The following is a 20826-nucleotide window of genomic DNA, read 5'->3' on the forward strand; positions in this document are numbered from 1 at the left end:
ATGCGGGAAAGGTTCCCTCACCTTTCATGAACATATTTCATAACCGTATGCCGCCCTTTCACGCTAATCTTCATAAGCCCGATGGGGTAAAAGCCCGTCATACCCCCAGCAGGAGTGACCGGCTTATGAATATCCGCCAGCTTGGCCAGAATGGCCCCAAGGTTTCCGCCATCGGCTATGGCTGTATGGGGCTGGATTTTGGCTATGCCCACACCGTCTCGCGCGCCGACGGGATCAGTTTGATCCGCGCCGCGGTTGAACGCGGCGTGACATTTTTTGACACCGCCGAAGTCTATGGCCCATGGACCAACGAGGAAACCGTGGGCGAGGCGCTCGAACCTTTTAAGGGACAGGTGGTGATCGCCACGAAATTCGGTTTCGACATTGATCCGGAAACCCGCGCCATGCGCGGCGTGTGCAGCCGCCCCGAACGCATCCGCGCCGTGGCCGAGGCCTCGCTCAAGCGCCTGCGCGTCGATGCGCTGGACGTGTTTTACCAGCACCGCGTCGATCCCAATGTGCCGATTGAGGATGTCGCGGGAACCGTGCGCGACCTGATTGCGCAGGGCAAGGTCAAGCATTTCGGCATGAGCGAACCTTCTGCGGCCACCTTGCGCCGCGCCCATGCGGTTCAACCGGTCGCGATGTTGCAGAACGAATATTCGCTCTGGACGCGGCAGGTTGAAACCAATGGCATTCTCGACGCCTGCGATGAACTGGGCATCGGCCTTGTCCCCTATTCGCCGCTGGGCAAAGGCTTTCTGACCGGCGCGATTGCCAGCACCGCCGACGTGTCGCAGGGCGATTTCCGCGCCACCCTGCCCCGTTTTCAGGCCGATGCTCTGGCGGCCAATCTGGCGCTGGTCGATGGGTTAAAGGCGATTGCTGCGCAACATGACGCCACCCCGGCCCAGATTGCTCTGGCATGGCTGCTGGCCCAACGATCCTATATGGTCCCCATCCCCGGCACGACCAAGCTGCACCGGATGGAGGAGAATCTGGGCGCGGCCAATGTAGTGCTGACGCCGGGCGACCTTGAACAGATCGCGCAATGGCTGACCCGGATCGAAGTGCAGGGCGCGCGTTACACACCGGCCGCCGAAGCCATGACGGGCCTGTGAGCGCCCCTGCCACCCAATCAGCCTCGACAGGCGCAGCGGAGTCCAATCCGCTGCGCCTGATGGCCGTTTTATGCGCGCTGATGGGCTTTGCCTCGATCTCGACCGATTTTTACCTGCCCGCGATGCCGACCATGGCCCATGCCTTTGGCGTTGGCCCCGGCACGATGGAATTGACCATCGCGGCCTATCTGGTGGGCCTGTCGGGCGGGCAATTGTTCTGGGGGCCGGTGGGTGACCGTTATGGGCGCAAGAGGCCGATCGCCATTGGGCTGGTGCTGTTCGTGATCGGATCGGCCGGTTGCGCCATGGCGGGGTCGGCCCATGCCGTCATCGCATGGCGCGTGGTTCAGGCGCTGGGCGCGTGTGCGGGTGTGGTCCTGTCGCGGGCGATGGTGCGCGACCTCTATGGCGCGGAACGGTCGGGTCAGATGCTTTCCACCCTGATCACCGTCATGGCGATTGCCCCGCTGATCGGGCCTTTGCTGGGCGGACAGATTCTGGTCTGGGCCGGGTGGCGGGCGATCTTCTGGCTGTTGGTCGGGATCGGCATAGTCACCGGCCTGGGATTGGCCACAGTGCCCGAAACCTTGCCGGTGGAGCGGCGTTCGCAGGTCGGCTTGATGGAGGCCTTTGGCCAATATCGGCGGCTGGTGATGGACCCGCGCGTGATGTCCTGCGCATTGATCGGGGGGTTCTATTACGTGGGCGTCTATGCCTATGTCGCAGGCAGCCCCTTTGCCTTTATCACCTATCACCATGTCCCGGTGCAGGCCTTTGGCGTGGTCTTTGGCATTGGCATCATCGGGATCATGGCGGCCAATATGGCCAATGTGCGCCTTCTGCCTCGGTTCGGCGGATGGGCGCTGATGCGTTGGGGCGTGATCGCAACCGCCGTGTCGGGCGTGGCCATGGCCATCGTCGTGACGACGGGATGGGGCGGGATGGTTACGCTGGCGCTGATCTGCTTTGTCTATGTCGCGGCATCGGGTTTGATCGTCGCCAATTCCATGGCCCGCGCCATGGCCGAGCATCCCCAACAGGCCGGCGCCGTTTCGGCAATGATGGGCGCGGCGCAATATGGGTCGGGCATGATCGGTTCGGCCCTTATCAGCCTTTGCGCCGATGGCACGCCGCGCCCGATGGCCTATACAATCGCCTTTGGCGGGCTGGCCGCTTACGCCAGCCTGGCCCTGACCATACGCAGCATGAGGAAGCCCCGCGCGTGAGCGTTGATCGCAGCGATCTGGCCGATCTGGCGGCCTTTCTGGTGGTGTCGGAGGAGCGCAGCTTTACCCGCGCCGCGGCCAAGCTGGACGTTTCCCAATCCGCGCTCAGCCACATGATGCGGCGGTTGGAGGCCAAGATGGGCGTGCGGCTGCTGACCCGCACCACGCGCTCGGTTTCGCCGACCGAGGCGGGGGAAAAGCTGGTCGCCACGATCGGCCCGGCGCTCGATCAGATCAACGCCGGGATCGGCGAGATAACCCAGATGCGCGAACGCCCGGCGGGCAATATCCGCATCACGGCATCCGAACATGCCGCCCGCACGCTGCTGTGGCCCGCTTTACAGCGGGTGTTGCCGCAATATCCCGACATCCATGTCGAGGTCAGCATCAACAACGGCTTTGTCGATATTGTCGAGGAACGGTTCGACGCCGGTATCCGCCTTGGCGAGGCGATTGCGCGCGACATGATCGCGGTGCGCATCGGGCCTGCGCTGTGCATGGCCTGTGTCGGATCGCCAGAATATTTCGACAAATACCCCATGCCCCAAACGCCGCAGGATCTGGCCCAGCACAATTGCGTCAACCTGCGCCTGCCCAGTTCGGGCGGCCTTTACGCATGGGAATTTGAAAAAGACGGGCGGGTGATGAATGTCCGCGTCGAAGGCCAATTGACCTTTGGCGGATCGGGCATGCTGGTTCAGGCGGCCGAGGCGGGCATGGGGTTGGTCATGACCATCGATGACGTGGTGCGTGACGGCATTGCCGCAGGCCGCCTGATCCGCGTGCTGGAGGATTGGACCCCGCCCTTTGCCGGATACCACCTCTATTACCCCAGCCGCCGCCAGGCCTCGCCAGCCTTTGCCCTGCTGGTCGAGGCCCTGCGCTATCGCGGGGATTAATCCAGAAGCGCGCGCAGCTTGGTGATCATCGCGCCGATGCGTTCGGCCGCTTCGGTAAAGGTCTTCACGTCTTCGCGGTTGTTGTTGCCGCGTGCTTCCTTGGCCGATTCCAGATAGCCTTCCATGTCCGCTTCCAGCGCGTCCACGATCATTTCGGCTTCGTCTTCGGTCAGCGACAGTTTGATGGCCTTGGTCACGCGATTGGGTCCTTGTGAATCGGCGACCATGGAATGACCGCCCGGAAGATGTATGGCCGCGCCCATAATCCCCCCGCCGCGATTGTCAAAGCGCGCATCGCGGAAATGGACAATGGCAATGGCCGCAAGGCATAGACCCTGCGGCCTTCCCCAAATCAGGCCAGCATCGCCTTTACATATTCCGGGCGCAGCGGGATGCGGCGCGCAGGCCGCCCGGTTGCGTCAAGGAACGCCCCGGCAATCGCGGGCGCGGCCAGAGCATTGGCGCTTTCCGAACCCTGACCATAGACCTCCGCCCCGGCATAGGGCGCGATCACCACCTTCAGGTCCGGCATTTCCGCCGCCGTCAGGATCGGATAGGTCGACCAGTCGAGGCTGGTGACAGCGCCGGTGTCAAAGCTGACCTCTTCGTGCAGCGCCTCGGAAATACCCATCAGGCACCCGGCCTGCGCCTGCCGCTTTAGTTGCAGCGGGTTGACCACAATGCCTGGATCGGACACCAGAACCATGCGCTCAACCTTGACCTCGCCGGTCGAGGGGGTGACCGCGACAAAGGCCGCGCAGGCCCAATAGCCATTGTCGCGCAGCATCATCGACACGCCGCGCCCACGCACAACCTTGGCGCCCCTGGCGCTGGCCCCCTTGGCGGGCGAGGAGCGATTGTCCCATGCCGATTCGGTGCGCAACCGTTCCAGAACGGCTTTTACGCGCGGGTCCTGCGTATGGTCGATGCGGAATTGCAGCGCATCCTTGCCCGCCAGCATCGCCGCCTCGCTCATCGCCACCTCGCGGGGGAAATTCTGCTGGAACTGGATCGGGGTGCGCATTGAATGGTCGCGCAGGCCGACCTTGAGCGGCGATTCGCGTTCACCGATCTGATAGGTGCCCCGCCCCGTTTCGGCGACATGGGGCACCGCATCATAGATCCAGCGATCGGCAATGGCGATCCGCGCCGTGTGAATGGGCGACGGGTTGGCGGGCGTGGGCGGCGAAATCACCGGCAACCCGGCCAGCAGCGCGCCAATCGGGCGGTCATCCTGCATCGGCGGGCCGGAATGGGTCGCCTCATAGGTCACAATGCGACCATCGGGACCAAGGCCGATCTTGATATCGGCCACCATGCACGAACTTTGCGTCGACCATCCCATGTCATCGTGGCGCATCCATTGCACCCGCACCGGCACGCCCAGCGCGCGCGACAGCAGGACGGCCTCATCCTCCGACCCCGCATTGCCGCCGTTCGAACGGCCAAAATGGCCCGGCCCCGGATAGGTGCGTACCACGACCTTATCCTCGCCCACGGCCAGCATTTTCGCGATGGCGGCGCGCAGGAATTGCGGATTTTGCGAATGGGTATGGACAGTTACCGAACCATCTCCCTTCACATCCGCCAGCGACACCGTCGGCCCGATAGGGGCATGTTTGAGATAGGGCATGAAATAAGCGCCGCTATGCTTCTTGGCCGCAGCGGTTGATATGTCGCCCCTGGTCACGCCCTTGGTGGCGGGCACCTCGCTCCAGTCCACCTTGGCGCGCAGATGTTCGGCCAGCTTTTCCGAGGTGGGCAACGCTTTCCAGTCGCTCCATTTCGTATCGGCGGCAACAGCCTGCGCCGCCATCACCGCCTGCCATTCATCGGGCGAGACGACAGCCAGCAGGTTGCCGACCTGCACCAGTTTCGCGCCGGGATATTGCGCCGCGTCCAGCCGCCCCGGCGTGATCAGCGTCGAACCCAAAGTCGCCGGATGGATCACGCGGGCGTGCAGCATGTCGGGCAATTTGACGTCACCCACCCATTGCGTTTTACCCGAAACCTTGGGCGCGATGATTGGGTTGGTGACGGGCTTGCCCACCTCGGTATAATCCGCGAGTTTTTTGAGCGGCGGATTGCCGGTGACCACCAGCCCGCGAAAATCGGTGAGCGAGCCTTCGGTGGGTATGATCAGGCGCAAGGTCTGGCCCGCAATGATTTCGCCATAGGTCGCGCTCTTGCCGCCGCCGGTGATCACGCCCTTGGCCACCGAAACCGCGCTGCGTGGCACGCCAAAGCGCTGGGCGGCCAGTTCCAGCACCGCTTCGCGCGTATAGGCGGCGGCCTTGCGCATATTGGTGCCCGCGTTGCGCAGCAGGCCGAAGGTGCCGCCGCCATCGGGGGTGCGGTCGGTATCGCCCGCCACCACCGTGGTGATCGCCTCGACGCTCATGCCCAATTCCTCGGCCACGATCTGACGATAGGCGGTGTAGATCGAGCTTTGCCCGAAATCGCATTTGCCCGTGCGCATGGTCACAGTGGAATCGGCGTGGATCTCGATCCAACTGGCCGGTTTTGCCGCATCAAGCGAATTGGTCTGCGCCGATGCCCGGCCCGCAGGCAAGCCCAGCATGACGAGCATCACGCCGCCCGCGCCCAGAAAGCCGCGCCGCGAAAGTGCCGCACCGTGAATGTCGAACTGGTCGGGGGTTTCCATCACTTGAGTCATGACTACGCCTCCCCTGCCATCAATTTGGCGGCGCGATGCGCCCCGTCCAGAATCGCCGCATAGGATGCACAGCGGCAAAGATGCGGCGACGGCCCCGATGTGGTCAGCGCCGCCTTGATGTCGGCATCCGTCGGTTTTGGGTTATGTTCGAGCAATTCGGTGACCTTGATCATCATGCCGAATTGGCAAATGCCGCATTGGGGCACCTGTTCATCGACCCATGCCTGCTGCACCGGATGCAAGCGGTCGGGGTCGGGCGTCAGGCCCTTCTGCTTGGCCCAGCGCGCGGGCAGGCCATCGACCGTGGTGACTTCCTTGCCATCGAGCGACCCGATGGGCGTGATGCAGGCGCGGATTTCTTCGCCGTCGACCAGCACCGAACAGGCGCCGCATTGCGCAAGGCCGCAGCCGAACTTGGGCGTCATCACGTCCAACTCGCCGCGCAGCACATAGAGCAAGGGCGTATCGGGTGAGGCCTTCACCTCGCGGCTTTGGCCGTTCACGGTGAGCTTGGGCATGGATGTTCTCCCGACAAATGATTGCCGGGAACCATACTCCATTCAACCGCGCAGGATAATCAGGTGAAAATGATAGAGCCTATGACGCCAATTCATCAAACCGGGATGGCGGCGTTAAAGGAAATGCCCCGAACGATCCCGTTTCGTCGCCAGATAGCGCGCATTATGCGGATTGGCGGGCAAGGCATGGGCAACGCGCTCGATAACCTTGACGCCCACCGACTTTAACGTTTCGACCTTGGCCGGATTGTTGGTCATGAGCCTAATGCCATGCACGCCCAAGAGTTCGAGCATCCGCGCCGCCACCGGAAAATCGCGCGCCTCATTCGGCAGGCCCAGACGCTGGTTGGCGTCCACCGTGTCAAAGCCCTGATCCTGAAGCTGATACGCGCGCAGCTTGTTGACCAGACCGATGCCGCGCCCTTCCTGACGCAGGTAGAGCAGCACGCCCCAGCCGCCATTATTCGCCTCGTCCGCCATCGCGGCCAATGCCGCGTCCAATTGCGGCCCGCAATCGCATTTCAGGCTGCCCAGCACATCGCCCGTCAGGCATTCGGAATGGAGCCGCACCAAGGGCACCCGGTCCGCGCTCTGCCGCCCCAGAACCAGCGCCACATGTTCGCGCAGATCATCCAGAGCACGAAATGCCACAATTTCGGCGCTTTCACACACCGACACCGGCAGGCGGGCGCGAGAGGCGATGCTCAGATGGCGCGGGTCTTTCCAGTCCTCCAGATCGGCGGCGGAAACTTCCTGCGCTTCCTCCACCCCGCTGGGGTCGACAAGAAACGCGGGCAGGACACCGGCCAGACGCGCCAGCTCCATAGCCGCCACCGCGCTGGCATGATCGTCGATCGGCTGGGCCAGAAACGGGCCTTTGAGCGGATTGGCCAAATCGAGCGCCGGATCGCCCATGGCGCGGGCCAGCGAGAGGTCAAACCCATCGGCCCCGCGAATCATCACCGGGCTTTCGGGTTCGGCGGCATCGCGCTGATTGGCCAGTTTGAGCGTGGTGGCGCGGGCGGCGGAAATCAGCATCCGGGTCGAGGCCACACCGGCCCCGAAACCCGTTTCGGCGGGCAACAGCACCCATGGGCCAACCCGCACCGCCCAGCCATGGCGCAACGCATCCAGCGCGCGCGCAACCCGCCGCGTCGCGCTCATTACAAATCAAACTCCGTGATGATCGGCACATGGTCCGAACATTTTTCCCAATTGCGCGCGTCCTCCAAAACGCTGTGTCCGCGGGCCTGCGCCGCGACGCTGGCCGAACCCCAGATGTGGTCCAGACGGCGCCCCTTGTCATTCACACGCCAGTCCTTGGCGCGGTACGACCACCATGAATAATAGCGTTCGGGCGCGCCAATCATCTGGCGGCCGATATCGACGAAATCATGCGCCGCCTGAAAACGCGCCAACGTCTCGACCTCGATCGGCGTGTGGCTGACCACCTTGAGCAGCGCCTTGTGGCTCCACACGTCGCTTTCCAGCGGGGCGATGTTAAAGTCGCCCATGATCAGCGTGGGTTCCTTCAGCCCTTCGGCCCATTGCGTCATGCGCTCAAGGAAATCGAGCTTCTGGCCAAACTTGGGGTTGATGGTGCGGTCGGGCTCATCGCCGCCCGCCGGAATATAGACGTTTTCCACCAGAACGCCGCAGCCATCCAGCCGCACGCCGACATGGCGCGCCTCGCCATTGGCCTGCCAGTCATTGCGCGACACTTCGGTAAAGGGAATGCGGGCGACCGTGGCCACGCCGTGATACCCCTTTTGCCCATGCACCGCCTGATAGGTGTAACCCAGATCGGCAAAGGCCTGCGCCGGGAACAACTCTGCTACCGTCTTGATTTCCTGAAGGCACAGCACATCGGGCGCATGTTCCGCCAGATAGCGTTCGACCAGCGGCATACGCAGCCGCACCGAGTTGATGTTCCAGGTGGCAATAGAGATCATGGCGCTGCCCTTAATGCATCGCGGGCAAAGTGGCACCGCCTTTTTCGATGACCGGATAAAGAAAACCCTCGCTTCCCGGGGGCATGGGAAGCGAGGGTTCGTGTAGCGTTCGTCACGCTGACAGACGGATCTCGTTAGAGGGGGTGGGCAACAGGGGGGAAAACCCACCAGCTCGTCCGTCTTGTCGAGAACCTCTATACGGCTGCTTGCCTTGCTCTCTTATGAACGAGATCGCCAGCATTGTCGCAGTTTGTCACAGCAATGAAATTTAAGCGTATCATTTGCCGAAACGGCCGCGAATATCGAGATATTTGAACAAATCATCACCCAAGCCCAGCCCATATTGATGTCCGGTAAGGATAATCGTCGTGCGGCGATTCTGTGCGTCCACCGTCTGCCAGCCCACCAGCTCCAGCCCGCCCGGCGCACTGGCCTTGCGGGCAAAGGTCAGCGACATCACCCCATATTCGGGATGCATACGGTCCGCGACTCGGATGTTGACGACATTGGGGTCAAGACTGGGCAGCAGCGTGCCATATTGCGCGACATCGCGCGTCGGGTTCAACAGCGCGCCCATCGGGCTTTTGCCGATCGGCCAGCGCTGGGTCTGCTTCACTTCCGAATCGACAACGGTCAGCGCCTTGCCGTCCGAAATGATCAGGACGGGATAGCCGGCCTGATATTGAAAACGAATCTTGCCCGGACGCTTCAGGCTCAGCACGCCGGTCACTTGTTGGCCGGTGGCATCGGAACGCTGGACGAAATTGGCGCGCATCGTCTCGATGCCGCGCAGCGCGGCGACGGCCTGATTGATCGTGGCGGCCGGATTCGCGGCCGGCGCGGCCAAGGCGGGGCTTGAGGCAACAAGCGAAAGGGCCGCCGGTCCCGCAACCAGCAGCCCCATGGCCAGGCGCAGCATTCTAAAACGCGGCGCCGGATGATTCGGTAAGTTCTGAGCGTTTTTCATGCCCGCGCTTATACAGACGCAGGCTTGAACCGCTCGTGAATCTTACTTGATCTTGGCTTCCTTGAATTCCACGTGCTTGCGGGCAACGGGATCATACTTGCGGAAGCTGAACTTTTCCGTGGTGTTGCGCGGGTTCTTCTTGGTCACATAGAAGAAGCCGGTGTTGGCGCTGGAAACCAGACGGATCTTGACGGTTGCGGGCTTTGCCATGACACTTTCCTAATTGTTCCAGACCCGGTCCTTGCATCGCTGAAACAGCGGCGCGCCAACCAGGGCAAAATTCACATGAGCCAAGCGGCACCTTGCGCGCCGCCCAACAAGAGGGTGGCCCCATGCTTTAGCCGGGGCGCAGAGTCAAGCGCGATTGCCTATCGGCGCTTGTAATATTTGGCATGAACGGGCCGAAGCAGCGCCGACGCGACATGAACCAGCAGCACAAGCCCGGCCGCCCCCGCCGCCGCAAAGGCCGCGTAATGACGATCCAGCCCCTGTATCAGCGCGCCAGACCCCATGGCGCCCACCACAAAGGCCCCCACCAGCCCAAAGCCGATATCGGCCAGTCTGGAAATGATGCCAACGCGCCGCAGCACCGCCCCGGTCAACAATCCGACAAGGGCACCGATCAGCAAAAGGGCAAGCAGGGTCATCGCGCGATTCCTTTCAAGCGCAGCTTACTACAAGCCGGGTGAAAGATTTATGCGTCTTTTGGGCATGAAATGCGCCATCCCGTGCCCGCCATCGGGCCAATGCGATGCCGTGACACCCATGCGCCACGGCAAAGCCCGTCAGCCGACATGGCTCAACGCATAGATCGCCACCGCGCCCGCGATGATGCGATAGATCGCAAAAGGCGTGAAACCGCGACGGCTGATATAGGTGACAAAGCCCTTGATCACGGCCAGCGCCACGACAAAGGACACGACAAAGCCCACCGCAATTTCGCTCATACCGACCGCCGACGTGCCCGCGGTCAACTCATCACGATGGCTGGCCAATTGCAGCACCGTCGCGCCCAGCATGGTGGGGATGGCCAGGAAGAAGCTGAATTCCGCCGCCGTCGAACGGTTGATGCCCATGCACAGCGCGCCCATGATCGTCGCGCCCGAACGCGACACGCCCGGCACCATGGCCAGACATTGCACAAGGCCCACGCCAAGGCATTTGGTCACCGGCAATTGGCCGATGCCGACATAATCGCCGCCCTTGGCAAAACGTTCGATGGCGATGATCGCAACGCCCCCAACCACCAGCGCCCATGCCACGACCAGCGGGCTTTCGAGCAGAATGTCGATCTTCTTTTTAAAGATCAGCCCCAGCACCACCGCCGGGATAAAGGCCACCAGCAGGTTGATGATGAACTGGATCGCGGTTTTTTCCCCGCGAATCAGGCCCAGACCCACCGCCCAGAACGTGCGCCAATAGAGCACCACCACAGCCAGAATCGCGCCCAGCTGGATCACGATATTGAACACCGACCATTGCGCATCGTCATAGCCGAACAGCTTGGCCGCAAGGATCAGGTGCCCCGTCGAGGACACCGGCAGAAATTCCGTCAGACCTTCGACAATGCCGAGCAGGATGGCGGTCACAAGCAAGGGCATGAATTGTCCTTAATTTTGGCGAGAGAGGAGAGGCTCAAGCATCGCCTGCAAAGGCCCGTTCGTCAAATTGCAAACTGGCAAGGCGGGCATAAAGGCCGCCCGCCTGGGTCAATTCATCGTGACGGCCGACCTCGACGATGCGCCCGCCTTCCATCACGACGATGCGGTCGGCCTGACGCACGGTGGCCAGACGGTGCGCGATGACCAGCGTGGTGCGCCCCTTCATCAGGCGCTCCAGCGCATCCTGCACCAGACGTTCGCTTTCCGCGTCCAGCGCGGATGTGGCTTCGTCCAGCAGCAGGATCGGCGCATCACGCAGGATCGCGCGGGCAATCGCCATGCGCTGACGCTGACCGCCCGACAGGCGCGCGCCGTTTTCGCCAAGGAAAGTGTCCAAGCCTTCAGGCAATTCGCGCAGGAAGTTTTCAGCATTGGCCGCGCGGGCCGCCTCCCAGATCGCCTCGTCCGACGCGCCCCAATTGCCATAGCGCAGATTGTCGCGGGCGCTGGCGGCAAACAGCACGCCTTCCTGCGGGACCAGAGCCATGCGCTGGCGAATTTCCGCCGGATCGGCCCCGGTCAAGGGCACGCCGTCCAGCTTGATCGCCCCGCCCTGCGGATCATAGAAACGTTCGGCCAGTTGGAAGATCGTCGATTTGCCCGCACCCGAAGGCCCGACAATCGCCACCGTCTCGCCCGGCTCGACTTTCAGGTCGAAACTGGACAGTGCCGCCACTTCGGGCCGGGTGGGATAGCGGAAGGTGACATTTTCAAAGCTGATCTGGCCGCGCGCCGGGCTGGGCAAGGCAATCGGCTTGGCCGGCGGCGCAATCGCGGGGCGTTCGTTGAGCAATTCGGACAAACGACTCGCCGCGCCAGCCGCGCGCACCAGATCGCCATACACCTCGGTCAGCGAGCCAAAGGCCCCCGCCACCAAAGCGCCGGTCAGCACGAATTGCGCGATGATGCCGCCCGAAATCTCGCCCGACGCCACGCCCTGCGCCCCGCGCCACATCAGCAGCACCAGCGAGCCGAGAACCAGCAGCGTCACCACGCTGGTCATGGTCGAGCGGATCTTGATCCGGCGCAGCGCCGTGCCAAAGCTGCGCTCGACAGCGGCGGCGAAACGGTCGCTTTCACGCGTTTCCTGATTAAACGCCTGAACAATGCGCGCCGCGCCCAGAACCTCGGTCACCATCGCGCCAATGTCGGCGATGCGGTCCTGGCTGGATCGCGATTCGCGGCGCAACCGGCGCCCGAACCACACGATCGGCCCCACCACCACCGGAATGGCGATCACCAACATGCCCGTCAATTTCGGCGCGAGGAAGAACAGGATGCCGATGCCGACAATCGCCGTGATCGCATTGCGCAGCGCCACCGAAACCGTCGTGCCCACCACCTGTTCGATCAGAGCGGTGTCTGCGGTCATGCGGCTGGAAATTTCCTTGGGGCTGTTTTCCTCAAAGAAGCTGGGCGGTTGGCGCAACAGGTTGCGCTGTACGGCCAGCCGGATGTCGGCCACCACACGCTCGCCCAACCACGATACGTTAAAGAAACGCACCGCCGTGCCAATGGCCAGCACCGCCACCATCGCCAGCAAGGTTTCAAACCAGCGGTCAATCGTGGCCGGGTCGCTGCCACGGGCAAAGCCCTTGTCCACCACTTGCCGGAAACCCCATGGTACGCTGGCCGTGGTGGCGGATGTGACGATCAGCGCCGCCCCTGCCGCCGCCAGCCGCCCCGGATAGGCCACCGCCGCGCGCCACACCATGCGCAGAGGCCCCAGATCCTTCGACGGCTTTTGGGTTGCGGCAACCTCTCCAGAAGCGCCATCGGGCACGCCAGATGCCACAGGGGCGGGGGAAACGGGGGCTTCAGCTTGGCTCGCAGACATGGGCCAGCGCCCTATAGGATTTTTACAAGGTTTGGAACCGCCGATGATGGCCATGGTTACCAACTTTAAGGCCCTTACCTGCTCTCTCTACGGACAGTTGAGCCTTCGTCGGATTGCAAGATTGAAGGAATATCGCGATATGTATGACAACAAGACCGTGGCGTATTCCCCCATCACGACGCCGCGCAGAGGATAAGTTGATGTTATACAACGCTTATGAAATGCAACGCAGCCTTCTTTCAGGTGCCAGCGCATGGGCATCGGTGATGGCCGAAACGTTGACGAATCCGGCCAATCCGATGGCCGCGCTGGGTCTGGGACAGGTTATGGCCTCGGCTCTGGATGTTTTTTCGCATGCTGCAATGCCTCGTGGTAAACCCAGTTTCGACATCGAAACGGTGACGGTCGATGGCGCATCGCACAATGTCACCGAGGCAATCGTGCTGCACCGCCCCTTCGGCAATCTGCTCCGCTTCAGCCATGATGGCCTGCCCGCCGACGCGCCCAAGCTTTTGATCGTCGCGCCGATGAGCGGGCACTACGCCACGCTGCTGCGCGGGACGGTGGCGCGGATGCTGGAACGCAGCGTCGTTTACATCACCGATTGGGCCGATGCGAAGATGGTGCCGATGGAAGCGAGCCGCTTCGATCTGGACGATTATATCGACTATCTGATCGGCTATCTCGAACATATCGGGCCGAACACGCATATGCTGGCCGTGTGCCAGCCTTCGGTGCCCGCCTATGCCGCCACGGCCATCATGGGCGCGGGCAAGCACCCCTGCCGCCCGCTGACGCTGACCTTGATGGGTGGCCCGGTGGACACGCGTGAGGCGCCCACCAGCGTCAATGACGTGGCTGTCACCCGCCCCCTCAGCTGGTTTGAACATAATGTGGTGGCCACCGTGCCGCTGCATTACCCCGGCGCGGGCCGCAAGGTTTACCCCGGCTTTCTGCAACTGGCCGGCTTCATCAGCATGAACCTGCATTCGCACATGATGAGCCATTGGCAGATGTTCAAACATCTGGTCGAAGGCGATGGCGACAGCGCGGATTCGACCAAAGGCTTCTATGAGGAATATCGCAGCGTCTGCGACATGACCGCGGATTTCTATCTTCAGACCATCGAACATGTGTTCCAGAAGCACTCGCTGCCCAAGGGCGAGTTTGTTCATCGCGGCAAGCCGATTGATCTGGGCGCGATCACCGACACCGCGCTTCTGGCGGTCGAGGGTGAGCGCGACGATATTTCCGGCATCGGCCAGACGCGCGCCGCTTTGACGCTGGCGCATAATCTGCCCGAGGAGAACAAGCGCTATCTTCTGGCCGAAAGCGTGGGCCATTATGGCATTTTCAACGGCAGCAAGTGGCGCGGCCGCATTGCCCCGGTGGTCGAAGAATGGATGGCCAAGCACCCCAGCCGTTGATTCAAAACACGAAAAAACCGCAACTATTGGACGTTTTTCTCTATTTGTCGCGAATCGGCACAAGAGAAAAACGTCATGGTTAACAAGACTCCACCAGTAGTTTTGCCCATGATAGCCACGTTACCACCGAAAGACAGGAGGGTGACGTGGCTGTTACATTGGCATGGGGCGGCGCCAATATTGCCGCAAAGGAAATAAGACCAAATCCGGGCCTTGTGCTCAAGGCGATTGCCAGCGTGCCTTGGGGCGAACGCACGTTGCTGCGCTTTTACAAGCGGGTCTATAATCGGTTTTTCCCGCGCAGCCGCGCCACCACCGTCTTTGGCGCCAGTTTCGATTGCGAAGCCCATGATCTGATCCAGGCCAGCATCCTGCATTTCGGATTGTGGGAGCCGCATATGACGGCGCTGATGAAACATCTGATCGAACCGGACACGGTGATCGTCGATATTGGCGCGAACATCGGCTATTATTCCCTGATGTTCAGTCAGTTGGCCGGACATGACGGCAAGGTGATCGCAATCGAGGCTCTGCCGCGTCTGGCCGAATATGTGCGGGAAAACAGTGCCCGCAACGGGGCCACCAACATCGATGTGCGCAGTTGCGCCGTGGCCCGCGAAGTAGGCGAATTGACCATCTATGAAGGGCCGCAGACCAATATCGGCATGACCAGCCTGCTGCCCGGCGACCATCGCACCGGCGGCGCCAAGGTCAAGGCGATGCCTCTGCACCATGTGTTGAGCGCGGCGGAATGCGCGGATTGCTCCTTCATCAAGATCGACATCGAAGGCGCAGAAGTGCCGGTCCTGCACCAGTTCCTTGACCAGCTTGACCGCTTCACCCGCCGCCCGACGTTAAGCGTCGAGGCAACGCCGGCCGATGATGGCGAATGGACCGCGTTGTTCGACCGGTTTGTTGCCTGCGGCTATGTGCCGATCCGCATGTTCAACAGCTATGACTGGCTCGATTCGCTGCATTACAAGGACAAGCCGCTGGAGATCATCCACAGCCTGCCGCGTGAACAGAGCGATCTGTTGATGGTGCATCCCGACAATGCGCGGGCCTTTGCCACGGCGATGGATCTGGTGCTGAGCAAAAAGCCCGAGTGATCAGGCCGTGACGCGATGGATGGACCGGCGCAGCAGCCATTGCTGGGCCGGTCTTTCCACCAGATAGTAAAGCGCCACCGAGGCCGCCAGCACCATCAGCAGGAACAGGCCCAATTTGCCCCAGCCGATCTGCATCGACTGATCGACAAAGACCAGTTTGAACAGCACAAATAACAGGAAATGCGAGAGATAGGTCGAGTAACTGATCTCTCCCAGCCAGTGCAGCGGGCCAGAGCGCAGCAGACGCGCGAGCAGCCGATCCTCCAGCGAGAGCGCCAGAATCAGCGCCGCCAGAGAGGCCGGGACATAGGATGCTTCGGGCAGATGCAGCACCACCCCGCCTTCGAGCAGCACAACCATCGCCGCCCATGTTGCGGTGCAGATCTGTGGCACATCGCGCCACCTCTCCCACAACAGGCGCAGCACATTGCCGGTCCAGAATTCGCACAGACAACGCATCAACCCGGTATGCGTGATGTCATGGCCCATGTAATCGGCCCCGCCCGCTATCTCGAAAATGGCCCATAGCGCGATCAGAAAGCCGCAGCCCAGTGCCACCAGCGCCCCGGTTGACCATTGCCGCCACGGGGCCATCATCACCGTAAAGGGAAAAAGCAGATAGGCCGCCCACTCGCAGGAAATCGACCATGCCGGTTCGTTCCAGTTCAGCCCGGAGGTCATGCCCCAGTTTTGCAGCAGCAGCACATGAAGCGGCAATTCACCCCAGCGATAGAAGGACGTATCGCGCCCGGTGATCGCCAGCAGCCCGACAAACCCCACAAACCCGCCCAAGATCACCAGATGCAAAGGCCAGATCCGCGCGATCCGCCGCCACCAGAAGCGCATCATCCCCCCCGCCCCGCGATAGGCCGGATTTTCCGCGCAGGAATGCCACAGCACAAAGCCCGACAGGATAAAGAACAGATCCACCGCCAGATAACCCTGGCTCAGTATCGCGGTGCCCAGAGGGCCGATCGTCTCGCGCAATGTGACGCGGACATGGAACAGCACGACAAACCATGCCGCCAATCCGCGCAGCCCCGTCAGCGCGTCAAGCTGGGGCGCCAGCGCCCGTTGTCCGGGCAGGCTGGCTGAAGCGCTTTGTGCTGTCCGATCAAAGGCTGTCGTGGCCACCCATCCCCCCCGGGCTGTGCGATCAGTTGGCGCCGGCCGGTTTTCCGGTGGCCATGGGCGCCTTGTTGCCGGGAACCTGCATCTTGCGCTGGGCCACGGTCACGGGCGTCGTCTTGCGCCGCACCTGTTGCACCAACGCGATTTGCAGCGCGATCAGCATGTAAACAAACGGCTGGAAAGCAATGCCGACAAAGCCCGCGCCCAACAGATAGACAAAGTGCCCCTGCTGTAACGCCAGCGCCAGATCGGCATAGCGCCGGTCGGAGGGCGCCTCGCTCTTGCGCAACCGGCGACGCACGCCTTCAAGCTGGATCAGCCCGCTGATCTGCAAGGTCAGCCACATGGCCAGACCGGGCCAGCCCTGTTCGCCCAGCATTTCGAAATAGGCCGAGTGATAGGCGCGGCCTTCATCGATGATCTTGGTCGAATTGCTGCCGAAACCATCGTCATTGCTGGTCACGATTTCCAGCTTGTTGCCGCGGAACGCGTCAAACCCGCCGCCAAAGGGATGTTCGGCCACATAGCCCAGCGTCCATTTCCACACCGCAAGGCGGGTGGCGGCCGACTGGTCGGATTTGTTGTTTTCAATCGTGCCCATGCGGTTGGAAAAACTGTTGGGCAGCAAGGGCTGAACCAACAGCGCAGCCAGTGCCAAAGCCCCGGCATAGAGCCAGCGATACTTGACCGCCCGCATCATCAGCACCGCCAAAAGCCCGGCGCAGACCAGACCCGTGCGCGCCTCGGTCCCGATGGGGATCAGCAAGGCGGCAAAGATCAGCGCATAGGCAAAGATGCGTGTCTTGCTGTTGGCGGGAAAGATCGTCCCGTCCTTGGCCAGCCACAGCACCAGCGGAATGATGGCAATGGCAACGCAGGAAATGGTCGAACCTTCGTATAGGCCGTTATTGTCATTGATGAACAGTTTGAGCGCGCCATAGCCGCCCCCGCCCGCCATCGTCTTGAGCCCGCCATCGATAATCAGCGCGCCCGCCGACAGCACCATCACCAGAGCCGCGGCCTCGATACGCAATTGCGTGCGCAGCGCCAGCGGCAGGAAAATGGCCCAGACCAGCGATTTCCACACCCACGACCATTTATCCGCCGCCTCGACCGGGAAATCGGCCGATTGGGTGGAGAAATAGCAATAGACCAGCAGCAGCACCATCAGCACCTGACGGCCGCTGACCCTTGCGCCCTGCTTGTTGTCAAAGAACAGCCAGCCGACCACCGCCAGCATGAACACCACCAGCGAAAGCTGAACATTGGTCAGCAGCGCATAGGAGATCTTCTGCGGCGCGACGATGTCGACATAGAGATAGGCCAGCACCCAGACAAAGGGACGCCGCAAACCCATCAACAGGATCAGTCCCACAAATCCGGTCAGGAATAGATCAAGCACGGCGGACCCTCCACTTGGCCTTCTTTTCCGCCTCGGCCTCCAACGGCACTTCCTCTTCGGGCGCGGGGTCGCGGTCCAGATCGTTGCGCGTCAACAGGCGCAGACAGGCCAGCGCCAGCAGGCCATGGGTCAAGGCGATCGCGAAATAGTCAATCATCGAAGAGGTGCCCTCTTTGCCATCCGATCACCCACCCCGAAACAGGATCGGGAATCGGCAAAGGACCAGCCACGCAACAGGCAATAGCAAGCAGCGGTTGACGGGACGTTAAGCCTTTATCGCCTAGGAAATCCGCCATGACACGCATCCTCCACCTGCTCGACCACTCGTTGCCGCTGCACAGTGGCTATACGTTCCGCACCCGCGCCATTCTTAAGGCGCAGGAAGGTCTGGGGCTGGAGGTTCGCGGGGTGACGGGGTTACGCCACTATGCCGATGGGCCGGATTGCGAGGAGGCCGAGGGCCTGACCTTTTACCGCACCCGCGGCGAGGCGAAAGGTCCGGCGGGCCTGCGCGAATGGCGCGAAATCGGCGCCTTTGCCAAATCGATCGAGGATGTGTGCCGCCAGTGGCGCCCCGATGTGCTGCACGCCCATTCGCCCGCGCTGTGCGGGATGGCGGGGCTGCGCGTCGCGCGAAAACTGGGCATTCCGCTGGTCTATGAAATCCGCGCCTTTTGGGAAGATGCCTCCGTCGGCAATGGCACCGGGCGACAGGGCGACATCAAGTATATGTTGACCCGCACCCTGGAAAACCACGTAGTGAGCGGTGCGGATGCGGTCGTCACCATCTGTCAGGGTTTGAAGGATGACCTCATCGCGCGGGGCAATGATCCGGCGCGAATCACCATCATGCCCAATGGCGTCGATCTGGCCCTGTTCGGTAACCCGACCCAGCGCGAACCGGCGCTGGCCGAGGAATTGGGGCTGGGTGACGGCCCGGTCATCGGCTTTATCGGCAGCTTTTACGATTACGAAGGCATCGACGATCTGATCGACGCCATGCCCGGCCTGATCGCGGTGCATCCCGATGCGCGATTGCTGCTGGTGGGCGGCGGACCGATGGAATCGGCGCTGCGGGAACGGGCGGCGGCTTCGAGCGCAGCCCATGCGATTCGCTTTATGGGCCGCGTGCCCCATTCCCAGGTCGAGCGTTACTATGCGCTTTGCGACATCATGGCCTATCCGCGTAAAAAGAGCCGCCTGACCGATCTGGTCACGCCGTTAAAGCCCTTGGAAGCCATGGCGCAGGGTAAATTGGTGGCGGCCAGCGACGTGGGCGGCCACCGCGAATTGATGACCGATGGGGTCACGGGCACCTTGTTTACCCCGGATAATCCCGATGCCTGTGCAAAGGCTCTTGCCGAATTGCTCTCGGATAGATCAAACTGGGGCCAACGTCTGGCGGCGGGGCGCGATCATGTCGAAAGCGCACATGATTGGGCCACCAATGCCAAGCGTTATCTCAATGTTTACCAAATGCTGGCACCCGTTAATGTAATTCTTCGGAGTAGCGAAGCGGCATGACACACCGATTCGCCCGGAAAAGCGCAGAAAACCGAGCGAGCAGGACGTAAGGGCGGGACCTTGGCAACGAAGCATTCACCTTCTGCAGGGCAAGGCTGGCAGGCCATCACCCAACATCCGTTGTTTGGCACGGTTGTTCCGGTGTGGCTGGCGGCCACTTTCGCGCTTTCGACGCTGGCCGTGCGCGGAGAACTGCTTGAACGCATCGTTCTGTCCTTACAGCTGGACCTGATCCTGCCGATGGCGACGCCCCCGCTGGGCACCACGGCGCGGTTGATGCTGGCGGTGGCCTTTGGCCTGCTGGGCGCGCTGCTGGGCTGGGTTGCGGTGCGCAAACTGGCCCCGCGCGAAACCTATGCGCAAAAGGCGTGGCAGGAAGCCCAGCGCGAAGCCAATCCCCTGCGCCGCCGCAGCGCGGACGCCCATCCCGATTTTCCCGCTCGCCAGCCGATTCAGGCCCATGCCGAATTGGGCGAGCATGGCTTTGACAACCACCCGGTTGAAAAGCCCGCCTATGAACCGGCCCCGCAGGTCAATCAGCAAAGCACCGCGCCCAGCTATTCGCCGCCCCCGCCGGTGGCCGAAACGTGGCAGGTTTTGCACGATGTGCCCGCCCCGCCCCCGCCGGCCGAAGAACCCTCTTGGGATTGGAAGCCGCAGCCGGTGGTGGTTCAGGCCCCCGTTGAGGTGGTGGCGCAGCGCCCCGTGCTGACCGAATCGGTGCTGGCGGAACTAACCCCGGCCCAATCGGCCAACGCCGAACCGATCAGCCAGCCCTTCCGCTTTTTCCAGATCGACCCGGCCCCGGCCGCACCGGTCATCCCGTCATCCAGCCTTATGCCGGAAACGGTCATCGAACCGGTGGCCGAAATTGTGCCCGAAATTGTGGCCCAGACCAAAATCGAACCCGTCATCGAACAACCCGCCCCGACGCCCAAGTCGGTGGCCGGTTTCCCTTCAATCACGCTGGATGGGCCAAGCGTTGCGGAACATGTCGCGACGGCTTCGCTCGAATCGCTCAGCCATGTCGAATTGCTCGAAAGGCTGGCCCAAGCTCTGCATCGGCATCAAAGCGCACCGCAGAGCAGCCCCAAATCCGTGGCGCCCGAACCCGCTCTGGCCCCGGCACCCGATGGCACGGGTGATGCGCTGCGCGCGGCTCTGGCCTCGCTGCGCGACGTTAAATAGTTGCCGCAAAACCCCTCTCAACGCATCAATACACTGACAAAAGGCGCGCAAACGGCAAATCCTTTCGCCTGAAACGCGCCAAATACGCCAAATTGGGCCATTGCCGGTTGCAAAAGCTGCGTTCTGACGTCATGGGGCAAGTTGCGTATTCCTCCCGCGTTCGCGCGGGCGGGGGATTCGCGTTCCA

20 protein-coding genes are annotated in these 20826 nt (G+C 62.2%); 7 read left to right on the forward strand and 13 right to left on the reverse strand.

From position 1 onward, the window contains the following. The first annotated feature begins 125 nt into the window (after positions 1-125). The 3 genes from ACZ9HU_RS13845 to ACZ9HU_RS13855 are packed head-to-tail and all read left to right on the forward strand — an operon-like array spanning position 126 to position 3246. Positions 126-1121, forward strand: a complete 996-nt coding sequence (locus tag ACZ9HU_RS13845) for an aldo/keto reductase (protein ID WP_476105798.1) — start codon at positions 126-128, stop codon at positions 1119-1121. A 59-nt stretch (positions 1122-1180) separates the two neighbouring features. Continuing rightward, positions 1181-2347, forward strand: coding sequence for a multidrug effflux MFS transporter (locus ACZ9HU_RS13850; protein ID WP_476105800.1), 1167 nt, complete (start codon positions 1181-1183; stop codon positions 2345-2347). After that, positions 2344-3246 (forward strand): LysR family transcriptional regulator, encoded by a 903-nt coding sequence (locus tag ACZ9HU_RS13855; RefSeq protein ID WP_476105802.1) that lies wholly within the window; start codon positions 2344-2346, stop codon positions 3244-3246. The genes ACZ9HU_RS13850 and ACZ9HU_RS13855 overlap by 4 nt, the downstream gene beginning before the upstream one ends. On the opposite strand, the gene ACZ9HU_RS13860 is transcribed toward ACZ9HU_RS13855, so the two are convergent. The 10 genes from ACZ9HU_RS13860 to ACZ9HU_RS13905 all read right to left on the reverse strand — a co-directional run bounded on the left by ACZ9HU_RS13860 (position 3243) and on the right by ACZ9HU_RS13905 (position 12858). Next, positions 3243-3443 (reverse strand): hypothetical protein, encoded by a 201-nt coding sequence (locus ACZ9HU_RS13860; RefSeq protein WP_476105804.1) that lies wholly within the window; start codon positions 3441-3443, stop codon positions 3243-3245. The two genes, ACZ9HU_RS13855 and ACZ9HU_RS13860, sit on opposite strands and share 4 nt — an antisense overlap. 155 nt (positions 3444-3598) lie before the next feature. Further along, positions 3599-5923, reverse strand: coding sequence for a molybdopterin cofactor-binding domain-containing protein (locus ACZ9HU_RS13865; protein WP_476105807.1), 2325 nt, complete (start codon positions 5921-5923; stop codon positions 3599-3601). A 2-nt stretch (positions 5924-5925) separates the two neighbouring features. Continuing rightward, on the reverse strand, positions 5926-6441 hold the full coding sequence (locus ACZ9HU_RS13870) for a (2Fe-2S)-binding protein (RefSeq protein ID WP_476105810.1): 516 nt from the start codon (positions 6439-6441) through the stop codon (positions 5926-5928). Between the two features lie 114 nt (positions 6442-6555). Continuing rightward, positions 6556-7605 carry a GTP cyclohydrolase II gene (ribA, locus tag ACZ9HU_RS13875; protein ID WP_476105812.1) on the reverse strand — a complete coding sequence of 350 codons (1050 nt, stop codon included), beginning with the start codon at positions 7603-7605 and terminating at the stop codon, positions 6556-6558. Further along, positions 7605-8393 (reverse strand): exodeoxyribonuclease III, encoded by a 789-nt coding sequence (locus ACZ9HU_RS13880; protein WP_476105814.1) that lies wholly within the window; start codon positions 8391-8393, stop codon positions 7605-7607. The genes ribA and ACZ9HU_RS13880 overlap by 1 nt, the downstream gene beginning before the upstream one ends. 277 nt (positions 8394-8670) lie before the next feature. Then, positions 8671-9312: a LolA family protein gene (locus ACZ9HU_RS13885; RefSeq protein ID WP_476105816.1), complete on the reverse strand. Its 642-nt coding sequence runs from the start codon at positions 9310-9312 to the stop codon at positions 8671-8673. Positions 9313-9402: 90 nt separating this feature from the next. Further along, positions 9403-9570, reverse strand: coding sequence for a 50S ribosomal protein L33 (gene rpmG, locus ACZ9HU_RS13890; protein WP_168603399.1), 168 nt, complete (start codon positions 9568-9570; stop codon positions 9403-9405). A 158-nt stretch (positions 9571-9728) separates the two neighbouring features. Continuing rightward, positions 9729-10007 carry a hypothetical protein gene (locus ACZ9HU_RS13895; protein ID WP_476105818.1) on the reverse strand — a complete coding sequence of 93 codons (279 nt, stop codon included), beginning with the start codon at positions 10005-10007 and terminating at the stop codon, positions 9729-9731. A 138-nt stretch (positions 10008-10145) separates the two neighbouring features. Continuing rightward, on the reverse strand, positions 10146-10961 hold the full coding sequence (locus tag ACZ9HU_RS13900; RefSeq protein WP_476105820.1) for an undecaprenyl-diphosphate phosphatase: 816 nt from the start codon (positions 10959-10961) through the stop codon (positions 10146-10148). A 34-nt stretch (positions 10962-10995) separates the two neighbouring features. Then, positions 10996-12858 (reverse strand): ABC transporter transmembrane domain-containing protein, encoded by a 1863-nt coding sequence (locus ACZ9HU_RS13905; protein ID WP_476105823.1) that lies wholly within the window; start codon positions 12856-12858, stop codon positions 10996-10998. A 200-nt stretch (positions 12859-13058) separates the two neighbouring features. Here ACZ9HU_RS13905 and ACZ9HU_RS13910 point away from each other — a divergent pair, with 200 nt between their 5' ends. Beyond that, positions 13059-14285 carry a polyhydroxyalkanoate depolymerase gene (locus ACZ9HU_RS13910; RefSeq protein ID WP_476105825.1) on the forward strand — a complete coding sequence of 409 codons (1227 nt, stop codon included), beginning with the start codon at positions 13059-13061 and terminating at the stop codon, positions 14283-14285. Between the two features lie 146 nt (positions 14286-14431). Beyond that, positions 14432-15394 (forward strand): FkbM family methyltransferase, encoded by a 963-nt coding sequence (locus tag ACZ9HU_RS13915; protein ID WP_476105826.1) that lies wholly within the window; start codon positions 14432-14434, stop codon positions 15392-15394. Here ACZ9HU_RS13915 and ACZ9HU_RS13920 read toward each other — a convergent pair whose 3' ends face one another. Genes ACZ9HU_RS13920 through ACZ9HU_RS13930 form a run of 3 tightly spaced genes read right to left on the reverse strand, consistent with a single transcriptional unit; the run spans position 15395 to position 18084 of the window. Then, entirely contained in the window at positions 15395-16528 is a 1134-nt protein-coding gene (locus ACZ9HU_RS13920; RefSeq protein WP_476105827.1) for an acyltransferase family protein, read from the reverse strand. A gap of 22 nt (positions 16529-16550) precedes the next feature. After that, the gene (locus ACZ9HU_RS13925) at positions 16551-17927 is read right to left on the reverse strand and encodes a DUF5935 domain-containing protein (RefSeq protein ID WP_476105828.1); all 1377 of its coding nucleotides are present in this window, start codon (positions 17925-17927) and stop codon (positions 16551-16553) included. Further along, positions 17920-18084 carry a hypothetical protein gene (locus ACZ9HU_RS13930; protein ID WP_476105829.1) on the reverse strand — a complete coding sequence of 55 codons (165 nt, stop codon included), beginning with the start codon at positions 18082-18084 and terminating at the stop codon, positions 17920-17922. The genes ACZ9HU_RS13925 and ACZ9HU_RS13930 overlap by 8 nt, the downstream gene beginning before the upstream one ends. Positions 18085-18221: 137 nt before the next feature. Between ACZ9HU_RS13930 and ACZ9HU_RS13935 the strand changes: the two genes are divergently transcribed. After that, positions 18222-19451, forward strand: a complete 1230-nt coding sequence (locus ACZ9HU_RS13935; RefSeq protein WP_476105830.1) for a TIGR04063 family PEP-CTERM/XrtA system glycosyltransferase — start codon at positions 18222-18224, stop codon at positions 19449-19451. Positions 19452-19511: 60 nt separating this feature from the next. After that, positions 19512-20639 carry a hypothetical protein gene (locus ACZ9HU_RS13940; RefSeq protein ID WP_476105831.1) on the forward strand — a complete coding sequence of 376 codons (1128 nt, stop codon included), beginning with the start codon at positions 19512-19514 and terminating at the stop codon, positions 20637-20639. The last annotated feature ends 187 nt before the right edge of the window (positions 20640-20826 follow it).

The sequence above is a fragment of the Novosphingobium sp. Sphag1I genome (assembly GCF_056279125.1).